The following is a 20,989-nucleotide window of genomic DNA, read 5'->3' as shown; positions in this document are numbered from 1 at the left end:
TTTAAATAAATGAAGAAGAAAAATATAGGGGTATTCCTGTTAGTTATTATGATGATTGCTGTTATTGCTGGATGTTCTTCATCAAGTAAAGAGAAGGTAAAATTAGCATATGTAGCATGGGATTCGGAAATTGCGAGTACTTATGTAGTAAAGGAAGTACTTGAAACTAAGCTTGGAGCTACCGTTGAAATGCTGCAGGTAGATGCTGGTCCAATGTGGGCTGGGGTTGCAGACGGTAGTGCGGATGGAATGGTTGCAGCTTGGCTGCCAAGCACCCATGCGGCTTATTTAGAGAAGTACGGTGCAAAAATTGAAGATTTGGGTGCAAATCTAAACGGGACTAAGGTTGGCTTGGCTGTTCCGGCCTATATGGATATTAACTCTATTGAAGACTTGAAGAACAGTGATATGGCAGCAAAGCTGAACAATCGCATTATCGGCATTGAGCCAGGTGCCGGCATTATGACAACCACAGAAAAGGCTATCGCGGAATATGATCTTAGCGATTACACACTTCTTGAAAGCTCATCCGCAGCGATGGCTCAGGAACTGCAAAAGGCTTATGACAACAACGAGCCAATCGTTGTTACAGGCTGGACACCGCACTGGATGTTCGCCAATATGGATCTGAAATATCTGGAAGATCCAAAAGGGGTTTACGGTGCGGATGAACAGATCCACACGATGGTTCGCCAAGGTCTGAAAGATGACATGCCCAATGTCTACAAATTCCTGGATCAATTCGAATGGACAGCAGAAGATATGGCCAAAGTAATGATCGAGGTTCAGGGTGGGAAGTCCCCAGAAGAAGCCGCTAAAACTTGGGTGGAAAGCAATCCGGATAAAGTGAATGCTTGGGTTGCAGGTATAGAATTGTAAGTAGATTAAAAACTGTGTTATGATGTGAAGAATAAATGGAAACAAAAATGTAACTTGTACGCTAACTACTGTTCTTTACACATTACACTTCATAAGCAAGCTCATTCAATAAAACACCCCGTAAGGGGTGTTTTTCTTGGGAATATAAGCAAAGTATTACAAGCTCTTAGTGTACCCTGCTTATATTTCAATAAGAATGGATACCTAGTTTACACACTTAGACTTATGCTTTGTCAAAGTAAATCAGGAGGCAGCTGCTGCAAGGAGTCAAGAGAGGAGACTGCTTCATGACAGAGACCATAAATACCTGGATTGATTGGCTGCTGCAAACGCTGGGCCTTAGCGGGCCATCTATTTTATTCGTGACCATCCCGCTCGCACTTTTGCAGAGTATATTAGGATTTTTTCCATTCGTAATTTTGATCGTGCTGCATGTCTCTGTTTTTAACGTAATTGGAGGCATGCTGATCAGTTGGCTGGCCTGCAATCTGGGCGGAATACTGATGTATTTTCTCATTCGGCGATATCTGTATAACTGGTTTGACCGAAAATGGAGAAGCAAACTGAAGCGCTATGATAAATGGCAACGTTACTTGGATCGATATGGGATTTGGACACTGGTGCTATTGCGTACGATCCCGATTATTCCGAATAATGTAATCAATTTCATGTCTGCTGTTTCACCGATTAAAGCCTCATCTTTTATATGGGGAACCGTACTTGGTAATTTGTCTTATATATGGTTATTCGGTACGATCGGATCCACCCTAATTGTTCCGCGTGAAGAATGGAATGGTTATCTTACCTGGTATGCGGTGTTTATAGCTATTCTCATTGGCATCTTTATTCGGCGTCATTGGGACCATTTGCAGGAGGATAAGCGGAGCAGAATGCACTAATATCATCTTCCCAGTTCATGATCTAAAGGATGAAGAACGTTACTTCAGGCGCAGTTTGCCGGAGGGAACGTTCTTCTTTTTTGTCCTCTTAGCGAATACCTTAAATTAAGTGGAGGTGGCTTGACCTCTGCGTAAGGCGGGAGGGACTGTTGCAATGGGCAGATTGAAAAAATGGGGAAACCGAAGGCTGAGAATACCTGATCTAGGCCATTTTCGGCTGCCAAAAATAAATGGGGACACGAATCGGAGATTCTCAGCGAGAAGCTCCGCATTCAAGTCAAAACCCAGCCGGGCAGCGGTTAGGCCGCAGCGTACGCGCTTTGAAGCCAAACGTAGCAAAGGCCGCTTTAGATTATCCAGCCGGCCAGAGAGTAAGGTAACGGTTGCAGGCGGAAGAACACATAAGCCAAGAAGCCGACGTAAATTTTGGCTGATAGCATCCTTAGTAATACTTGTGCTGGTGCTGCAATCCTTGCGCTATGTGGAGCTGCATATGAAACCGCCCATCCTGCATTTAGCACAAATACGTGTGAAGCAAATCGCTACGGAATCGATTAATAAGGCGATTACCTCACAGGTTGCGAATGGAGGGAATGCGGAAGAGCTAATTGATTGGAAGACGGATAAGAACGGGAAAATATCAGGGTTCATGCTCAACTACGCGGAGCATATGCGTATTACTTCGCAAGCGGCACAGGTCATTCAGTCTACGCTGCAGGAATTGCATAATCGAACAGAATATATTCCGCTGGGGCAAGCGCTGGGCAGTCCCCTTATTGCTTCTTATGGACCCGATATTCCGATCAAGATTGAACCACAAGGTGCGGTTAAGGTTGAACTCAGCACCCGCCAGCAAAACGCTGGGATCAATATGATTCTGGTCGAGGTATACATTCATATTGTGACAGAGGTTGCAGTCGTCATTCCTTTTGATATGGAGCCGCAGGTAGTGGATACAGAAATTCCTGTGTCTTATCTGATGGTTGTTGGAGATGTACCTATGTATTATTACGATAATCAAGGTCAACCTGTGGGGGCGAACGGCAGCAGTGCTCCGGGAATTGCCATTCCTGCTCCAGCTGTAGGCGGGGATAAGAGTGGAGTAGTGGATCAGGGCAAGGATACCACCAGTAACAGTCAGAAAGATAACAGCTCGTCTCCAGCGGCAACCGATCCCGCGAGTACGGGTGCAGATCATACGGAAGAAGACAAAGGCGCGGGCGGAGGAAATTAAGGGGATATCACGCTTCAGCGCTCATAGACTATAGGTAGAACAGCTTTAATAAATGGAGCGTGAATCCTAATGTCGCAAGAATCTCTGAATGTGGAACGCTTGGCGGGAAGGTATGGGTTCTTGGAGCGCACGGGACTACTTCCACTGCCGAGTAAAGATGGACTTACCCTTGTAGTTGAGCTAAGCCGCCTGGAATGTGCCGCAGCTTGCTTACCCTTGCTGCTGCTCCATTCTGGAGAGTCTGTGCGCATTATTGCTGTGGCGATGACTCCTGATTTTCCTATGGAAACTTTAGCGGAACAGGTCTCACCGGAGCAGTCGATTCTCTTTCTTCCTTATGAAAAGGAGGAGTACATGCCTAACCAGGCTTTGGCACAGATCGAAACCAGTTTCGCGGTTTTGCTTGAAGATTCGATCATGGTATCGCCTGGCTGGCTAAGTGAGCTATTGTGGGTTCCTTTTGATGACGCTTCAGTTAAGGTGGTGGCCCCTCGCTCTTCAACCGAAAGAGGGGAAGGGAAGAAACGTCTTCACTTCGGCACCTATGATGAGTTTGCTGCTCATGTAAGCTACAATCTTGGCCGGCATCAAGGAGAATGGCGAGAGATGGATGTACTAACGGGTTCTTGCCTCCTGTTCTCTAAAGAGCTGCTTCAGCGTATCGGAGGGTTGGACACCTCGCTTCAAGTGCGGTCTCTTATGATTGCCGATTGGTGTCTTCGAGCGCGGCAGTCTGGAGCCAAGCTGGCGCTAAGTGATGCTGTGTATGTTCATGCTATACATTCACTTGATAGGGGCCAGAGAAGGATGAACGGACCAACACTTGCGGATGGCTGGCAGGCGTATAGTACAAAATGGGCACTGGAAGATGTCTTAGAAGCCGAAGAACATCTTGTACCGCAGAATGGATTCTTACAATCAACACAACCTGTTATTCCACTCGGTAAGGCAACCTTGCAAACGCCATTAGTGACGGCGATTGTTTATTGTGAAGAGGATGGGAATGGGGACCATCTTCCGCAGGAATGGGCAGCTACACAGGAGCAGCAGAGCTACAAGAATATTCGCTGGATCTGGATCAAGGACAGATGGATGAACACAGCTTCCGGCTTGCCAGTAAATGAACAGGATGTAGTGATTGCAGTTCGTGGTCAAGAGGCTTGGCTGCGGGCTTTGAAGAATGCATCTGCATTATTTGAGAGTGAGATAACTGTGTATTTATCAGACTCTATCAGGTATGAGAAATATTACGTTGAACGGGTAGTGAAGGCGATCACCCAAGGTTCCGCGGATCTGATCGTTAGTTTATCTACGGATATGGACGAAGAGGTGGGGCGGTTGCTTAGGGGGGACCCTTCGGGAATTGTTTTTCCATTAGAGCGAGTTGCTCATAAAGGCGGGAATGTGCCTGGAGTGATTACCTGTAAGGCGTCTACTTCGCACCAATTGCAGCTTCACCCTGAAGCTTCACTAACTATAGGTTATGTGGGGGATTTGTCCGAACCGCAGGGGAAGAAGGCAGATAGGAGCAGGGGCAAGGAGGCGCAGTCATGAAATATTTAATTCTGAGCAGAGGCTCCTGGGAGGAATACGAATATAAAAGACTGTTGGATCTTCTGCCCGAGCGGGAAGAGGTCTGTTTTGCCGGAAGAATGACTCTTGAGCAGCAGACTAACAGCCAGATCAAGCCGGTAATGATCGCGGATATTCATACTCTCAAGGCGAGGGAGTACACATTTCTGGTCTCTTCTCCCTATTGGCTACCAGAGGTTCTTTCTTTGCAAGCGGGATATATAGTGGCTTTATTAGAGCGCTGTCCGGAAGAAGAAAATAAGGTCTTATGGGATAAATACAGCGGCTTGCTTGGAGCAAAGGCCGATCTAGTAGGAACCCGGTCAGAACGGATCTATTTGGAGCAGAGCTTGTGCAGGGAGAATATTATTTATCTCGACGGGGATCAGCAGGAATCGTATGGAGTTGTATGTCAGCGCGAGCGGATTTATTTTCTGACAGATTATGAGATGTTGTGGAGTAAGGCGATTGAGAACTTATGGCAGGAGGAGCCCCTCCTTGCTACGGACTGGTTTAGGATTCAACTCCAGCTTAGGGCGGATTATTATACCTCGATGTGCGCCAAGCTGCCCAGCCAGCCTGTTGTACATTATTTGGCAGCATCTTATTTGTATTTGCTTGGGGACTCCACAGCGAATCGATATCTGGCGCAATCCTTTGAGTTAATGGTGCTGTATGAATATTTGGATTGCCTTATTTCACACTTCCGGTTTTTTTCTGCAATAGAAGCCAAGACAGGGAATTTGGAAACGGCGGTCCGCCAATTTGCGATTACAGCATTTACCGCAGAGGAGAAGCAAGCAGTAGAAAGGATGGAGGGCTGGCTCCATTCCGGGCAGGATGAACTGGTTCGCGCGGAGTTGTTCCACCTGAATGAGGATGAGGCAGCGGCAGTAAGAATTTTAAGTCCGCTAACTTCTCCCGAGGCAAAAGCGTTGCTGGTGCAAAATTATGTGCGGACTTTTCAATGGGAAAAGGCAATAGTGCTGCAACATGAGCAGGAAGAAAATGTGGATGAAGCCATGGAAGGCACCATACACTTGCTGTATGGCAGGCGGCACGAGGCCATTCGCAGCTTTTTAAATGCAGGAGGGCAAGACAATCAGGCATGGCCACTTTTGTCAGAGATGGCAGATCTCGAAGAGGCTGTAAGACGATTGAGAAGGAGAGTGGAGGATGAGTAGTCATAGAGGGCCACTCCGCAAAACATCAGGCAACCGTCTGACCGCTATTATGCAGGTTAGGAACGAAGCCGGAAGGTATTTAGAGCAGGTGCTGGAGGAATTAAGTGAGTTCGTGGATGATATTGTGATCGTGGATGATGGAAGTACAGATCATACGGCTCAGTTATGTCTCTCTTTTGCCAAAGTTAAGAAGCTCGTAACCCTGCAAAGCTCTTTGTTTAACCGTGAATGGGAGCTACGGCAAACATTGTGGGAGCTGGCGGTATCTACGAATCCGGATTGGCTGCTGTCTGTGGACGCCGATGAGTTCTATGAAGAGTCTGCTAAACGGGAGATGAGGCGACTCATCGATCAGGATGTGTATGACTGGGTATCCTTCCGATTATTTGATTTTTGGGGCGGCACCACACATTACCGTGAAGATGAGCATTGGAATATCCACACGAAGCATACCCGTACACTAGTCCGCTATTTGCCGAACTTTCATTATTTTTTTCCGAAAATGGATCATCATGTGCCAAGACTTCCGCTCTCTTATTCGGTATTGCCGGGGTTTCTTACCGAGCTGCGTGTGAAACATTATGGTTGGGCGATATCCCCTGAGGAGCTTCGGCGAAAATACTCGCGTTACCTGGAGCTTGATCCAGAGGGGCGCTGGGGTAGTCTGGAGCAGTACGAATCTATCCTTGATGAGCAGCCCCATCTGGTGGAATGGCAAGAGGAGCTTTGAAATCCGCATCTGATCTGCCAACCGGCTAAGTCCGGCTGGCAGATCTCAGAAGCAGCGCAGAAGGGATATGAGCTGATGGTATCCCTTGCGGATATACTTCTGCTGCGAGCTGCAGCTTGTAATAAGCGAGGCTCACGGCTGCGGTAGCCCCCCCGACTCTACGCAAAGCGGCTTCATCCTCTACATGAAGGATGGGCATCTCTCCACAGGAGTAGGCTATCGCAGCGTATAATTGCCACTCGGTACAGTCCGCAGGTGTATGATATTGAGGGTGCTTGCTGACATAAATAGAGCACCATTGTTTTTTTATGGAGGTGGGGGCTTCAAGTAATCCGTAGAGTAAGGGCTGCGGCAGACTGGACCAGTGTAAGGAAGATCCTTCCGAATGGCGATAAAGTGCTAATAAACTATTCCAAGCACCAGTCTGAAGCAGCAATTGTGCTGCATAGCTTAGATCCGAAAGATCAGCTTTAAGGCTATAATTCCCTGCTAAAATATGATGGATCGATAAAATCCCCGGTCTGTAAGGCAATAGACAGACAAGCCAGCGCATGGCAGACTCTGTATCTCCAATACGGCAAGAGAAAGCCCACAGGTAGCCAAGTACAAAGGATCGGTTGGAAAGATGGGAAGGATCATGAAGCAGCTGTTCAAGCGGTGCGAGTGTCTGAAGATGTTCCGGTTGATTGTTTATTTCCAGAATCGCCTGCAATGCAGCCTGAACAGATGAGGGTAACTGGCTGGCTGTAGAAAGCTCAGCTTGCCATTCCGGATCGCGGGCATTGAGCGCTGCGGGCAGAAGATAACTCAAAGTATCAGGAGATAAAGAGTGCAGATGGTTGTGGGTCAATGCTCGTAGTTGTGCCTTCTCTCCAGATAGAAGGCTTAGTGGGATGAGTTCTTTCCACGCCTCGCTATAATCAGGCTTATGTTGTATGGCAGCCTCGTAATGTCTCCACGCATCCGGATATTGGTATAACTTCTCACAGACTCTTCCGGCTAGTAGTTCTGTCCGATACGTTCCACTGCCTGAGGAAGAAGGGTATTTATGTGCTGTATTTCCGCTCTGAAGTGCGTTCTCCAAGAAATGCTTGGCTGAGCTGAGCTTCCCTTGTTCCAGTAACAGGAGGGCATAGCTTTCTAATAAATCAGTGAAATCGGGAAAAAGACCGCTCCCCATACGAAAAACTTCCTCGGCTTCCTGCTTTCGGCCACATAGTTGTAAGGCGTACGCCGTCTTAAGGTAAATATCTGAGACATAACCGGAAGGGGCTGGAGCATCGGTGAGCAGCGGAAGGAGGATCTCTGCCGCTTCTTTATATTGACCCTGCTGATAATACTCTGCCCCTAACGCGTAACGAAGAAAAAGATGGTTCGGTTGAAGCCGCAGACCCCTGTTGATGAGTGCTAAATTGCGGTTATATTTATTTTTACGCAGCAGTTCATCTTCTAAATATCCGTAGTGGAAAATACGCAAATCTGCATAAGCGATCTCCCCCGCTGGAAGCTCCCAAATGCTGCTGGCAATCTCCTCATGAATACTTCCACGAAAAATAATTCTTTTATCATTTTTGAATAATCGACAGACATGATCTGTAACAAAATCCGCTTCAGGTATTTCACCGACATAGTGGATAATAGGCAGCCAATACCCATGAATATACTCGGCACCAAGCAAGGGCTGGAGCAGCTCCTCACTCCAATGATCCACAGCCTCATCAGCATCCAGTACCAGAACCCAAGCGGAAGTTGCATACTCTAGGCTTATATTCCGCGCTTTGGAAAAATCATTTTCCCAAGGAATGTCGATAATCTTTGCACCGAACCTCTGAGCGATTTCTTTACTGTTATCCTCTGAGCCTGTATCCGCAATGATAATCTCAGACACTAGCCCGCGTACAGAGGATAAGCATTTCTCCAGATGGTTTGCCTCGTTCTTAATAATCATGCAAAGTGTGATATCCGGTGTGGTCATAGGAATACGTCCTTCCTAATCTGAAACTCTGGGCAGTGGGATTGCGAGCCGCACTCTTTTAGCCGCTGGAGAATAGGGGGTTGAAGAGGAGAGGGAGGCAAGCAGACGATCCGCCAACAAAAGCTCCGAACGCCCTGGGTGATTGGCTGGGTTGAATAACGAGTCATTAGATGAGGACTGCCCTGTGGTCTTCATCAGCTGTTTTGCTGCCTCTTCACATCCCTCAATCCGCAATAAATCTAAGAGAAGTCCGCTTTTAGCAGCTGTGTATTCGGGTAGATGAGCGTGAAGCCAGCCCAAAATTTCATTTTCGCGCTCAGCACATTTTAAGGCTCGGATCAGTCGGGTTATGATGGGTGTTGGCTCGGGATGAAGCTGAGCAGCTTTGGTATAACAGACACAGGCCTCGGTCTCATCGCCTATTTCTTCGCATAACTGTCCCAGCAAATAAAATGTCAAATAAGATCCGAATCCGGACTCGGTATGGTAACCGGAAGGAGCTTCTCCAATGACTAAGGCTTGCAGCAATGCTGTTTTGGCCTCAGCTAGGGCCCCCATTTGAAACAGCAGCACACCTTTGATATGAGCCAAGTCAGGATAATCCGGATGTAAGGTTATCCCTGAGTCGCAAGCTTCCAGCGCCGCGCTGAAATCTTTTAATTCTGCCAGGCAGCGGATTTGATATTTGTGCAGCAGATGAACGTAACTTGTGTCGGGTGGAGCTTCGTTAAGTGATCTTTTGATATGCTCTAGAGCCGGTTGATATTCACTAAGCCGCATATATTCAACAGCCATATTGAAATGGTGGAAGGGGTCATTGGGATTTAACTTTAGCTGTTCCTTGAGCAGCTCTACATTTCGTTTGATCTTATCTTTTTTTGCTACTACGCCGTCTGCATAACCGTAATGATGGATGACTACGTTGCTTAAATGCATAGCTGCTTTGGGTGTAGCTCTTACGATCGTTTCTGCAATCTGTTCGTGGATGATGCCGCTGAAACGGTACTGCGGGCGGTTACGGAATAGCCGGATAATCGGATTAACAGTAATGGTCTGGGAAGCTGCGGTTAAACCTTTATGATTATGAATGCGCAGAAAAAAAGCTTCATACTCCAAATGCTCCGCACACAGCAACAGCTCCCCCTTACTTTTCGCATCCAGTTCCTCGTCTCCATCCAGAATGAGAATCCATTGTCCGTGGGCTTGCTGAAGACCCGCGTTGCGGGCAGCGGCAAAATCGCCATTCCAAGGATGGTGAACAACTTTAGCTCCAAAGCTTAGAGCAATTTGTAGCGTGGAGTCGGTAGAGCCGGTGTCGACTACTATGATCTCATCGGCGACACCACGTACACTTTTTAAACATTGGCTTAGGTTATCTCCTTCGTTCTTAACGATCATGCATAGAGAAATCAGAGGTTTTTGGCTTGGCATGCTCATTTGGCTGTCCTCCCCTCACTCTGGCGGAAGCTCCACTGTGTGTGCCACGGTGTACGATTTAGTAAAAAGATGGATTTATGGATGGCACCAATATCCGTTTGCAGTGGACCATGAACGTTAGCTGCATCCAAGCTGTTCAGTGCCTCCTCCATGCTAAGCTTCGCTTGCTGAAGGTAACAGAGTGCTAAACCCACTCGGGCAGCCTCATGCTCAGGCATCTGCTCCAGTGCTTGTTGAAACCATTCACTGGCTTCCGTGTAATGCCCTTTGTCAAAGACCATCTCACCTATATAAAAAAGAACCTTCGCATCAGCTGCTTGATCGCTAACTAACCTGATAAAATGCTCACCGGCTGCATTCCTATTCCCTTCTTTATATAATGCTGCGGCTAATTCAGACCGGAAGGGAGGGAACAGCTTTATCAAAGCTTCGCTTAACGCGGGCTGGTGTAGTTTTACTGATTGTTCGATCAAATCTGAAATGAATGAGGAATGTAATGTTAATGAATCTACCTCTGCTTCAGCGGGATCTACCTTTTGTTGCTGGTGGCACTTCTGAATGTATTGCAGTCCGAAACGGAGTTCGTCTGGTGCATAGGTTAGCAGGTCATTGTGGAATTCTCCAAAAAGCGCCCAAGAGCAAATAGCCCAGAGGGTAGCCCACTTTTTCAGATATTCTAAATCATGGTTATCTTGCGTAGCTAAGGAGGTCATTTGTCTTATGGTTGTATAGGCGTCCTCTAGCTTGCTGGTGATGAGGAGTGAAGAGATCATCCAATTTGCCGTCTCTAATTCCAAGGGAAAAGTGTCTCGGGATAAGTTAGTGATGGTCTCATTAGCATTTATCTCAAATAAGCTGTCAATGATTGCAGCTCGTTGGGCAGCATTAGTTGGGGGGACGAGTTGTATCAGCAAGCCGGCAATCTCCTCATCGGGTACAGCTAAGCGTTGAAAAGCAGAAGCTATTCCCTGCAAGGCAGGCCTATATAAAGAGTGGTGTTGAAGCGCACGGTGGTAGAATCTCGCAGCGTCCTCCTGAAGCTCAAGCCGCTCTGAGATTAAGCCTAGTCGATAAAGTGGGCGGAAGGTGTTCATCCCTTGCTCAGATACATATTTTTGACTAACATGATCTCCAGAAATGGATGCTGCACGCTGATAAGCTTGAAAAGCACGTTCTAACAAGCCTTGACTCTCCAAAGATTGGCCTAATAAAAAATGCAGGTCAGGGTAATCCTCATAACGCTCCAATTCAGGCAACAGCAAGGGATCTATGATATTGGTTTTTCCTTGAGTCAGATAAATTTTACAGAGATCTCTAATCATCGTAGGACGGTAAGAAGCTTCAAGTGGCACATGGTGAAGGGTCTGGCGAAGTAATGTCTCTGCTTCCTGAAGACGACCGTCCTGACAGCAGGTGACTGCTAAATTATACGAGTGAAAAGGATCTTCCGGTTGTTCGGCTAAAGCGCGTCGCAGCAGCTGCTCATTGCGTTTGATTTTATTTTTTCGTGCCATGATTTCCGGCAAATATCCGAAGTGTTCAATCTCAATATCACTATGCACAATCGCCGAGATGTTATGTGATTTAAGGATTGCAGCGTCAATTCCTTCATGAATTCTTCCGCTATATCGATAACCCTGTCCATTTCGGAATAAACGAACCGCACTGTGCTTTACCTTATCCTCAGGCCGAACGCCAAGCCAATTATCAATGTGTACTGTAAAAGCCTGAGCTTGCGTGTTTTGCAGGAGGCTGCGGAGTTCCGGAAGTGGAGTTTGCAGGCGTTCATCGGCATCAAGGACTAGAATCCAATCGGTATCCGCCTGATCGAGACCTTCGTTACGTGCTGCAGCAAAGTTTTCTGTCCATTCCCGTTGGAATACTCTAGCCCCGTGCGCTTGGGAAATAGCTATGGATTCGTCAGTAGAGCCTGTATCTATGACCACAATCTCGTCAACACCTGCTACGCTTGTGAGACAGTGGGGCAGAAGATCAGCTTCATTGTTAACGATGAGGTGGACGCCAAGCGTAATATTGTTCACGTTGTTTCCTCCTTGTTACATATGTAGAAGTTGAAATCAGCTTTTGCTATCAAAAGAAAAAGCACATGGATATCCATGCACTCTTTCGTTACAACATATGATGGGCATCTGCATTACGTTCCCTGTGCGTTGAAACTTACATTTATTGTTGAGGCGGCCCCTGCATTCGTTGATTGATAGGATAAGCGTGTATATTTCAGGAATCTGGCTGGAACTATCACATCGATAGAACCTGCTGCTAAAGGATTATCTCCTGTGGTATCGACGAAATAGTTTGTTCCGTCAGCACTGATTTCTACTCGTGTGTTGACTGGGTTAGCTCCAGTGTTATTGATGAAAAAGGAATAGGTACCCAATACGCTCGTAGTCACTGCTGGCAGTGGAGTATAGGCATTAGCAGTTGCAATACCCGTCGTCGTCTGTTCGATAAAGCTGCGTTGTGATATAGAGGTCACACTGCTGAGCGTACCAGCGGTAATGGTGGCTCCAAGCACGCTGGTAATGGTCCCGTTTAAGAGATTGGTTACTGTACCTGCGGAGGACAGAGTACCGGCTGTGATTGTGGCTCCAAGCACGCTGGTAATGGTCCCGTTTAAGAGATTGGTGACCGTACCTGCTGAGGACAAAGTACCCGCGGTGATTGTGGCTCCAAGCACGCTGGTAATGGTCCCGTTTAAGAGATTGGTTACTGTACCTGCGGAGGAAAGGGTACCGGCTGTGATGGTAGCTCCAAGTACGCTAGTAATGGTCCCGTTAAGAATGTTGGTGACCGTACCTGCTGAGGACAAAGTACCGGCGGTGATGGTAGCTCCAAGTACGCTGGTAATGGTCCCGTTAAGAATGTTGGTGACCGTACCTGCTGAGGACAAAGTACCGGCGGTGATGGTAGCTCCAAGTACGCTGGTAATGGTCCCGTTAAGGATATTGGTGACCGTACCTGCTGAGGACAAAGTACCCGCGGTAATAGTTGCGCCTAGTACACTAGTAATGGTACCAGCCGTAATCGTAGCTCCGAGCACGCTAGTAATCGTGCCTTCGAGAATGTTAGTAATGGTACCTGCGGAAGACAAAGTACCCGCAGTGATGGTAGCTCCAAGTACGCTAGTAATGGTCCCGTTAAGAATGTTGGTGACCGTACCTGCTGAGGACAAAGTACCGGCGGTGATGGTAGCTCCAAGTACGCTGGTAATGGTCCCGTTAAGGATATTGGTGACCGTACCTGCGGAAGACAAGGTACCCGCTGTGATGGTAGCTCCGAGTACGCTGGTGATTGTCCCGTTAAGAATGTTAGTAACTGTTCCCGCTGAGGACAAAGTACCCGCAGTGATGGTAGCTCCGAGTATATTGGAAATCGTACCATCTAGGATAATTGTCGTTAGATTTCCGCCTGGATCTGTAGTGAGCGGATGATCAATCAGCGAGGCATCCCGGCCAAAAATAAGCGTTCGTAGATTATCGGGATTAGCTTGAAAAGAGCTGTAGTTAGGCAAAGTTCCTCGTCCCTCTCTTATAAAATTGTTAACTCATACCTATAGACTGGGCTTGGACGTATACATCAATTTTGCCTAAACCCGTTGACTGCTGCGTGGAGGCGGATATCCGAGTCCACTTTAAAAATCTGCTTGGCACTAGCACCTTCATTTCTTTTGCAGCCACGATCTCTTCTGAATCTATAAAAGAATCAAAACTGTTCGGACTAATCTCCAAGCGGACGCTAACAGGGTGGTCTCCTTGGTTCATAACTGCGTAAGAGATCATCGTTTTAGTTCCGCTTTTTTGCCAAGGCAGAGGTGAAATGGAGCTGGACACGGGGAATCCGATAAATTGATGCTCGGAAAATAAAGGACTGATCGTCACCTTACGGCGGTTTCTTCGACCCTTTGGAGGTGGAAATGATTGCGGATTTCTAGAACAATTCCCCTGTTTTTTTGAGTGTTTTATTTTGCTGCGCTTTTTTAGTTCCAGACCGTTATGGATTTCATTCACCTCCTACGGGTTTTCTGGAACCCTATCCATAAAAGGACCCTAACCGTCGTTTGAGCCCTGAGCATCAATAAACCGCAGTTCAATAAGCCGCGAACCGTTAGGGACAATCCTTAGCCATTCGAATGGTGATAATAATATATGGTGAAAAATAAGAGGTGATTGGGCTGTGAAAGCAAAAATACGCACATTCCCAAACAACCTGTTACTTAGAGCGGCATAAAATAAGATAAGCTCAAGTACGGGGAGGGTAGCGCATGCCAAACGATTCAGTCTTTAATCAGAGTAGCCAGCCACTCTTTACAGAACAAGTCAACACGTATGTTGCACCTGGTATAGATTCAGCTCCGGAGGGAGGAGCGGCTAAGGCGGGGCTATTGTTTGGAATCCCTTTTACTTCTACGGTAACGACTGCTGCACCGTTAGTTGTTCAGATTAGTAATCCGGCAGGCAGCGGACGTACATTGTATGTATCCCGTGTTGCAGCTAGCTCGGCAACAGCTGCTGTTACTTTGTCTCTGCTTCGGAACGCTACGGTCACCGGGACTACCGTTACACCGATAAATTTTAATTTTGGAAGTGCGTTAACCAGTGTGATGACGGCCAGAACCTCGACTGCTGCCCCTACGGGAGGTCCGGCCACTCTAGTATCTATATTACTGGCAGCGGGTCCCGTCATTGTTGATTTTACTGGACAAATCGTTGTTCCTCCCGGAAATTCCATAACCACGTCCATCACGATTGCATCGGGAACTTCAGCAGCGACAACATCTATCAGCTGGTGGGAATATTAGAAATGGGAGGGGATAATCATGCCTAATCAATATGTGTTTAACGACAATGATCAACCTCTTTTTGTGGATATGGTCAATACCTTCCAATCTCCGGATATCAGCGCGCCACCTGAAATAAGTGCTTCGAAGGCTGCGGTCTTGTATTCTACCAACACATCCGCGTCTAGTTTGGTCGTACTTAGTCTTATTTCTGCAATTACTTCTATTCGGATTAGTAATGCTGCTGGTAGCGGGAAAACCGTATATATCTCTCGTATTAGCGGCAGTATCGGCGGATCTTCTCTGCTATCGGCTATGTCTGGAAGCTTTACAATTGTAAAAGGAGGGACGTTAACCTCTCCTGCAACCTTGACACCAACCAATAATAATCTCGGAAGCGCGGCTACAAGTGCGATGACCGTTCAATCTTCAACAGCGGCAATTAGCGGGGGGACGACACTTTACAATTATCAATTAGCTCCAGGCGCTTTCTCACAGAACTTTACGGGCAGCATCATCGTTCCGCCGGGGACTGCTATTTGTGCTAACGTAACTTCATCTAGCTCGGCTGTAGGCTTAACGATTACTTCTGCACTTGGTCTTCTTTGGTGGGAGCAATAGAGTTTATATTTTTTTTTGAACCTATAACGGTGGTAAACCTTGACATCATTTGGTTAAGGTTTTACATAGAAGGTTGGAATGAATAGAAAATAAAGGGGATTGGCATTATACAATAAAGTTGGAATTCAGTTTGGAATGTGAAAAGAGGGACAATTATGGAAAGTTGTTTATTTATTCATGGCTTTACCGGAGGTGAGCATGAAATCTCTCCCTTGTCCCAGTTTATGGAGCAGCATAATTATCGTTCCAGAACATTTACCCTGAAGGGGCACGGGGGCAGCAGGAATGATCTACTGCATTCGGATCGACATGATTGGCAGCAAAGTGCTGAGGATGAATTAACAGAGCTGTTAAAGACAAATGACGGCGTTCATCTGATCGGTTTTTCAACCGGTGCTCTTATTGCTTCACATCTTTCCGTGCGCTATAAACCTTGGATTAAATCTCTCACTTTGTTGTCTACCCCTGTGTTTCCGCTGAATCCTGTAGAAATTATTAAGACTCTTGGGAGCTTTTCCATGCTAAAAACTTATATTAGTAAATTCAGTTCAACGCCTCCAAAAGCAACTCGAGAGTTCCAGCGATTGGTTCGTGAGAGCTTTTCTGTCTATCCGCATATTGAGACTCCAACCCTGATCGTGCAAGGAAAAAGAGATCATCTAGTGAAGACTAGAAGCGCCGATTACCTACGACATCATATGATCAAGGCAACCCAAAAACAGGTGCTGATGGTCAACAACAGTGGTCATATGGTGTGCCATTGTGAAGAGAAGGACCGAATTATGAATGAGGTCTTGCAGTTTATTCAGACGGCGGGACGCTGAACTCAAACAGTAAATATTCAACTCCAAGAGCTTCCTAAATAGGAGCTTTTTTTTTGTTGTGCATTTCAATTTTAAGGCTTGACAACGCGTCCGGTGTCATGGTAATTTTTAGTAGGGAAACCGGTTTCCCTAAAATTCGTTTGTTTCTATGCCAAAAACATCGCTGGAAAGGTCGTTTTTAATCCAAGAAGTAGGTTTTAGTGTGTTATGAATACGCTTTAATAAGAGAGGGAGATGCGCGCGATGAAACGTAAGTTATGGTACGTGCCCGTTCTGATTACATCTATTCTTCTTTCTACTGTGATTAATTTATTCGTCTTAGCGCCACAACAGGCAGATGCAGCCAGCATCGGTACGATTAACGAGAATGATACCATTTATCAGATTATGGTTGACCGGTTTAATGACGGGGACTCTTCCAACAATGCTACGGGAGCGGCAATTCGCTATGGCGAGAACTCTGAAGAAGATTTCCGTTATATGAAAGGCGGAGATTGGCAAGGAGTGATCGACAAGCTGTCTTATATTAAAAATATGGGCTACACCGCGATCTGGATTTCCCCAGTGGCGGAGCCGCAGATGACGAATCGGGAGAACAATGGCAGTGGTAAAAACACGGCGTATCACGGGTACAACGTTAAGGACCCTAACGCAGCCAATCCCTACTTCGGTACAAAGGAGAAGCTGAAGGAGTTAGTGGATTCCGCACATGCGGTTGGCATCAAGGTAGTTATAGACGTTGTGCCAAACCATATCGGGGATTATATGCTGGGTACCCAAGCCTACTATGATATCCCTAGTCTGCAGCCAGCAGCTCCTTTCAATAACCCGGCTTGGTATCACCATAACGGAGATATCAACTGGTCTTTGGCAGACGGAAGATACGATCAATGGGCACAGGATTACTTAGAAAATCATGATCTAGGCGGACTGGATGACATTGACTTCGATGTCCCTGCTGCTAAAAAGGCCATATTTGATTCGATTAAAGGCTGGTTTGACTATACAGGGGCAGATGGTGCGCGTGTAGACGCAGCCAAGCTGATGAAGCCGACTGATATTGGTGAATTGCAAAATTATCTGGGGGTTAATACCTTTGGCGAGAATTTTGACGGCAATGCTGAATTTGTCTCGCGCTGGGTCGGCAACAACAAGGAGTGGGGCATGCTTGATTTCCCAATGTTCTTCTCCGTTCTAAATAGCTTCGCATATGGGCAGTCTTTTGACTCCAATATTAAAAGCACCTTGGCACAGGATTCCTACTATAACGGAAATGCAAATCACATGGTTACCTTTATCGACAATCATGACCGCAATCGTTTTCTCACAGAAGCTGGAGGAAGCGTAGATAAGCTGCAGAACGCTTTGAGTTTTATTTTTACAGTGCGTGGAACACCCGTTGTCTTCCAAGGTACGGAACAGAACAAAGGCAATGGTAATGGGCAGATTATGACGGGAGGCATCGCCGATACCTGGAACCGCTGGTCAATGGTGAAACGGGATGCAAACGGCAATGTAATAGAGAATTATTTTAATGAGAATGCCAGCACCTACAAGCACGTAGCCAAACTTAATGAGATTCGGAAAAATAATCCGGCTCTCCGTACAGGCACTCAACGTGAAATGTGGTCTGCACAGAACTTATATGCTTTTTCACGTCGTATTGACACTGGAACTAATTTGGGGCAGGAAGTTATCTCCGTATTCAGTAATAAATCCAGCGGCTCGCAGACCGTTACCATTCCACTGCGTGCAGAGAGCAGCTTGGCAGTCGGGACGGTTCTTTATAACCAGTTGAACACTTCGGATACGGTAACCGTACAATCGGGTGGAGCAACTGGCAAGCAGATCACTGTAACCGTGGGTGCAAATGCAGCCAAAATCTATGCCAAACAACAGCTTCCTACAGATACAGTTGCTCCAACTGTACCCACTAACGTGACCGCAACCGTTCAAAATGCATCCAGTGCTTTAGTAAGCTGGACCGCTTCCACCGAGAATGTAGGTGTGACCGGATATGAAATTTATCGCAACGGCGTAAAAGTGGGTACATCCGCAACTACTTCATATACGGATAACGGATTATCTGCCAGTACTACGTATGACTATACGGTAAAAGCAATGGATGCAGCAGGCAATCTATCCCTCCTTAGCGCGATTGCTTCAGTGACAACACCAGCGGGGAACAGTGTCACTATTTACTATAAGCAGGGCTATACCTCGCCTTATATTCATTATCGTCCTGCAGGCGGAACTTGGACGACATCACCGGGTGTGGCGATACCTGTCTCTGATGTAGCAGGCTACAACAAAATAACGATTAATATCGGCTCAGCCAGCCAGCTTGAAGCTTGCTTTAACAATGGCAGCGGCACTTGGGACAGTAATGGGGGCAGCAACTATTTATTTAGTACCGGCACCTGGACCTATACACCAACTGGCAATATTCAATCGGGTGGACCCGTGACGCCGACACCAACGGTAACGCCGACACCGACACCGACGGTAACACCAACGCCAACTCCGACGGTAACGCCGACACCGACACCAACCGTAACGCCAACACCGACGCCAACGGTAACGCCAACACCAACGGCAACACCTGTCGGTAGTACGGCAACGATCTATTATAAGAATGCGGCTTATAGCAGCTCTTATATCCATTATAAGCTCGATGGTTCAACGGTCTGGACGACGTCTCCAGGCGAGCAGCTTCAAGCTTCTGCTTTTACAGGATATAAGGCGGTTACGATTCAGTTGGACACGGCAGCTGGGCTGACCGCAGCCTTTAATAATGGCAGTGGCACATGGGATAACAATGGAGGCAATAACTATCATTTTGCTGCGGGCACCTGGAGTATGGTGAATGGCAACATCACCGCAGGAGAGCCACAAGCGGATAGTGTTACATTCCGAGCAACTGTTCCTGCGTCTACTCCTGTGAGTGGTCCCGTTTATCTCTCCGGTTCCTTCAATAGCTGGAATGCGGCAGATCCGAACTACCAACTGACGAAGGGCAGTGATGGTATTTACTCCATCACACTAAGTCTACCGGCGGGAACAGCAATTCAATACAAAGTTACACGAGGTGCTTGGACTAATGTGGAGGTGAATTCGAATGGATCGGATCTTTCCAATCGAACCCTTACGCCATCAGGCGGTGCACAAACCGTAAATCTGACGGTTCAGCGCTGGAAGGATCTATAAGCTTCATAATATCTACAGCTTAAACACAACAAGGAGCGGCTCCCGTATGGGGCCGCTCCTTGGTAAGCAGTATGAAGCTTTTTAATTGCAGAAAGTACAATTAAACTTTCTGTTTGAAGCTGGTAGAAAGCTTTAACTGTATTTTGTGCAGTAGAATTCAGGAAAAAGGCTGTTTTTTACCGATTTTATGAGTTTTGACTGCACAAAGTGCAATTAAATCGAATGTTACCCATCCTATAAGGATTTGTATTGCACAAAATGCAATTAAATCCGATGTAGCCATTTTAGCTACTCAAATTCGATCAAGCTAAAGCAGTTACTCCAGACAATCAAACCGAAACAGCACTCAGCGCAATAATGTTCAGTCAGCTATACAAGCTCAATCAAGCTCAGTTACTCTAGACAATCAAGCCAAAAACAGCACGCAGCGCAATAAAGTTCAGTCAGCTATACAAGCGCAACCAAGCTTCCCGCCTCTTCACTACGTTCCCGCCGGGAACTGCGATCTCATAGTTGACTCACGAGGAATGAGTTCTGGCTCGAGAAGCAAATGCCTAGAGGGTATGTTGTTATTACGAATGCGTTGCATCAGCAGCTCGCCTGAAGATACCCCCAGCTGGAAGGTGTCGATATTTAGCGAGGTTAGAGGAGGCGTAGTGTAACGGGACAGAGGATATTCATCAAATGCGGCAATGCCGAGCTGTGAGGGAACATGAATATCCAGTGATTTTGCAGCTTGAAGCACCCCGAAGGCAACATAGCTGTTCATGCATACTACGGAGTCTGGTCGATCTTCGCTCTGTAGAAGCTCAAGTGCAGCATGATAGCTCTCATGTTCATCAGCCTTACAATTGATAATCCATTGCTGCTGATCGGCAAGATCTGCTTGCTGCAATGCTTGCAAATATCCACTCAGACGATGGGTATAAATCTTTTCCTGCTGCTGCCCGCCTATGAAGGCTATTTTGGAGTACCCCTGCTTTATTAAATGTGAGGTCAGCATGCTGCCGCCTGCCTCATTATCGAAATCAACCCAGCTTCCGGGAGTCATAATTTCGCCGATGGAGATGTAGGGAAACTCCAAGCGGTTCAGTTCTTCGCAAAGCTCTTCCGTTAGTACGGAGTTATTCGCTATGATTCCGTCGACACGTTTGCTGAATACAAGTCTATTTAGAAAATGTCCTTCCGGACTACTATGCTGCACATTGGAAATAGTCAGCTCGTATTTTAAAGGCGCAATTACACTTTCTATTCCACCGATGATGTTGTAGAAAAATTGGTTTAGAAATTCACTTTCCTTGGACATATCGACCAGGAGACCAATATTACAGCTGCTTTGTCTGGCTAATCCGGTAGCGATACTACTTGGTGTATAGTTCATTTGCTTCATAATTTCGCGAACTTTGTGTTTCGTTTCCTGTGATATTTTTGGGGAATCGTTTAATACTTTGGATACGGTAGATTTAGCCACATTGGCTGCTTTGGCAATATCAGAAATGGTTACTTTCATTGTCTTCCCCTCATAATCCGGAACGGTATTTGTAACCATAATAACACAAATTTAGCAGTCTCTCTAATCACAATAAGTCTTATAGATTTAACGATAAAAGCATAAAAAGGAGTTTAGAA

At 46.6% G+C, this 20,989-nt stretch carries 16 protein-coding genes; 10 read left to right on the top strand and 6 right to left on the bottom strand.

Going from position 1 to position 20,989, the window contains the following annotated elements; translation table 11 throughout:
• Positions 1-9 precede the first annotated feature (9 nt).
• From MHI51_RS25975 to MHI51_RS25950, 6 genes are all read left to right on the top strand, one after another.
• Entirely contained in the window at positions 10-879 is an 870-nt protein-coding gene (locus tag MHI51_RS25975; protein WP_038573223.1) for a glycine betaine ABC transporter substrate-binding protein, read from the top strand.
• A 287-nt stretch (positions 880-1,166) separates the two neighbouring features.
• Positions 1,167-1,778, top strand: coding sequence for a TVP38/TMEM64 family protein (locus tag MHI51_RS25970; RefSeq protein WP_076099392.1), 612 nt, complete (start codon positions 1,167-1,169; stop codon positions 1,776-1,778).
• Positions 1,779-1,932: 154 nt separating this feature from the next.
• A complete protein-coding gene (gene yunB / locus MHI51_RS25965) occupies positions 1,933-3,012 on the top strand; it encodes a sporulation protein YunB (RefSeq protein WP_076184782.1) in 1,080 nt (359 codons plus the stop codon).
• A gap of 69 nt (positions 3,013-3,081) precedes the next feature.
• Entirely contained in the window at positions 3,082-4,566 is a 1,485-nt protein-coding gene (locus MHI51_RS25960) for a hypothetical protein (RefSeq protein WP_405173357.1), read from the top strand.
• Positions 4,563-5,768 carry a hypothetical protein gene (locus MHI51_RS25955; protein WP_076184780.1) on the top strand — a complete coding sequence of 402 codons (1,206 nt, stop codon included), beginning with the start codon at positions 4,563-4,565 and terminating at the stop codon, positions 5,766-5,768. The genes MHI51_RS25960 and MHI51_RS25955 overlap by 4 nt, the downstream gene beginning before the upstream one ends.
• Positions 5,761-6,498, top strand: a complete 738-nt coding sequence (locus MHI51_RS25950; protein WP_076193397.1) for a glycosyltransferase — start codon at positions 5,761-5,763, stop codon at positions 6,496-6,498. Before MHI51_RS25955 ends, MHI51_RS25950 begins: the two co-directional genes overlap by 8 nt.
• A gap of 25 nt (positions 6,499-6,523) precedes the next feature.
• Here the strand turns inward: MHI51_RS25950 and MHI51_RS25945 are convergent, their stop codons facing one another.
• The 5 genes from MHI51_RS25945 to MHI51_RS25925 all read right to left on the bottom strand — a co-directional run bounded on the left by MHI51_RS25945 (position 6,524) and on the right by MHI51_RS25925 (position 13,809).
• Complete coding sequence (locus MHI51_RS25945; RefSeq protein WP_405173356.1) at positions 6,524-8,473, bottom strand: glycosyltransferase; 1,950 nt, start codon at positions 8,471-8,473, stop codon at positions 6,524-6,526.
• Between the two features lie 15 nt (positions 8,474-8,488).
• A complete protein-coding gene (locus MHI51_RS25940; RefSeq protein ID WP_405173355.1) occupies positions 8,489-9,910 on the bottom strand; it encodes a glycosyltransferase in 1,422 nt (473 codons plus the stop codon).
• The gene (locus MHI51_RS25935; protein WP_076277204.1) at positions 9,907-11,952 is read right to left on the bottom strand and encodes a TPR domain-containing glycosyltransferase; all 2,046 of its coding nucleotides are present in this window, start codon (positions 11,950-11,952) and stop codon (positions 9,907-9,909) included. The genes MHI51_RS25940 and MHI51_RS25935 overlap by 4 nt, the downstream gene beginning before the upstream one ends.
• A gap of 113 nt (positions 11,953-12,065) precedes the next feature.
• On the bottom strand, positions 12,066-13,442 hold the full coding sequence (locus MHI51_RS25930; RefSeq protein WP_342410139.1) for a DUF6385 domain-containing protein: 1,377 nt from the start codon (positions 13,440-13,442) through the stop codon (positions 12,066-12,068).
• A gap of 28 nt (positions 13,443-13,470) precedes the next feature.
• Positions 13,471-13,809, bottom strand: coding sequence for a DUF6385 domain-containing protein (locus MHI51_RS25925; RefSeq protein ID WP_076128014.1), 339 nt, complete (start codon positions 13,807-13,809; stop codon positions 13,471-13,473).
• Between the two features lie 383 nt (positions 13,810-14,192).
• On the opposite strand from MHI51_RS25925, the gene MHI51_RS25920 reads away from it, so the two are divergent.
• The 4 genes from MHI51_RS25920 (at position 14,193) to MHI51_RS25905 (ending at position 19,360) form a co-directional block, all read left to right on the top strand.
• The gene (locus tag MHI51_RS25920; RefSeq protein ID WP_076220368.1) at positions 14,193-14,729 is read left to right on the top strand and encodes a hypothetical protein; all 537 of its coding nucleotides are present in this window, start codon (positions 14,193-14,195) and stop codon (positions 14,727-14,729) included.
• An 18-nt stretch (positions 14,730-14,747) separates the two neighbouring features.
• Positions 14,748-15,329 carry a hypothetical protein gene (locus tag MHI51_RS25915; protein WP_036685335.1) on the top strand — a complete coding sequence of 194 codons (582 nt, stop codon included), beginning with the start codon at positions 14,748-14,750 and terminating at the stop codon, positions 15,327-15,329.
• Positions 15,330-15,484: 155 nt separating this feature from the next.
• Complete coding sequence (locus tag MHI51_RS25910) at positions 15,485-16,153, top strand: carboxylesterase (protein WP_076220367.1); 669 nt, start codon at positions 15,485-15,487, stop codon at positions 16,151-16,153.
• A 243-nt stretch (positions 16,154-16,396) separates the two neighbouring features.
• On the top strand, positions 16,397-19,360 hold the full coding sequence (locus tag MHI51_RS25905) for a carbohydrate binding domain-containing protein (RefSeq protein ID WP_405173354.1): 2,964 nt from the start codon (positions 16,397-16,399) through the stop codon (positions 19,358-19,360).
• A gap of 481 nt (positions 19,361-19,841) precedes the next feature.
• Here the strand turns inward: MHI51_RS25905 and MHI51_RS25900 are convergent, their stop codons facing one another.
• Positions 19,842-20,870 (bottom strand): LacI family DNA-binding transcriptional regulator, encoded by a 1,029-nt coding sequence (locus MHI51_RS25900; RefSeq protein ID WP_076128009.1) that lies wholly within the window; start codon positions 20,868-20,870, stop codon positions 19,842-19,844.
• Between the last annotated feature and the right edge of the window lie 119 nt (positions 20,871-20,989).

The organism is Paenibacillus sp. FSL H8-0260, from assembly GCF_045040625.1.
GTDB lineage: Bacteria > Bacillota > Bacilli > Paenibacillales > Paenibacillaceae > Paenibacillus_AQ > Paenibacillus_AQ odorifer.
The sequence above is the reverse complement of the archived record's forward strand: the minus strand, read 5'-3'. Positions and strand labels throughout refer to the sequence as shown.

Excerpts from the sequence above, each read along its gene's own strand:
- MHI51_RS25975 (WP_038573223.1), top strand. The coding sequence starts at position 10 with ATGAAGAAGAAAAATATAGGGGTATTCCTGTTAGTTATTATGATGATT.
- MHI51_RS25970 (WP_076099392.1), top strand. The coding sequence starts at position 1,167 with ATGACAGAGACCATAAATACCTGGATTGATTGGCTGCTGCAAACGCTG.
- yunB (WP_076184782.1), top strand. The coding sequence starts at position 1,933 with ATGGGCAGATTGAAAAAATGGGGAAACCGAAGGCTGAGAATACCTGAT.
- MHI51_RS25960 (WP_405173357.1), top strand. The coding sequence starts at position 3,082 with ATGTCGCAAGAATCTCTGAATGTGGAACGCTTGGCGGGAAGGTATGGG.
- MHI51_RS25955 (WP_076184780.1), top strand. The coding sequence starts at position 4,563 with ATGAAATATTTAATTCTGAGCAGAGGCTCCTGGGAGGAATACGAATAT.
- MHI51_RS25950 (WP_076193397.1), top strand. The coding sequence starts at position 5,761 with ATGAGTAGTCATAGAGGGCCACTCCGCAAAACATCAGGCAACCGTCTG.
- MHI51_RS25945 (WP_405173356.1), bottom strand. The coding sequence starts at position 8,473 with ATGACCACACCGGATATCACACTTTGCATGATTATTAAGAACGAGGCA.
- MHI51_RS25940 (WP_405173355.1), bottom strand. The coding sequence starts at position 9,910 with ATGAGCATGCCAAGCCAAAAACCTCTGATTTCTCTATGCATGATCGTT.
- MHI51_RS25920 (WP_076220368.1), top strand. The coding sequence starts at position 14,193 with ATGCCAAACGATTCAGTCTTTAATCAGAGTAGCCAGCCACTCTTTACA.
- MHI51_RS25915 (WP_036685335.1), top strand. The coding sequence starts at position 14,748 with ATGCCTAATCAATATGTGTTTAACGACAATGATCAACCTCTTTTTGTG.
- MHI51_RS25910 (WP_076220367.1), top strand. The coding sequence starts at position 15,485 with ATGGAAAGTTGTTTATTTATTCATGGCTTTACCGGAGGTGAGCATGAA.
- MHI51_RS25905 (WP_405173354.1), top strand. The coding sequence starts at position 16,397 with ATGAAACGTAAGTTATGGTACGTGCCCGTTCTGATTACATCTATTCTT.
- MHI51_RS25900 (WP_076128009.1), bottom strand. The coding sequence starts at position 20,870 with ATGAAAGTAACCATTTCTGATATTGCCAAAGCAGCCAATGTGGCTAAA.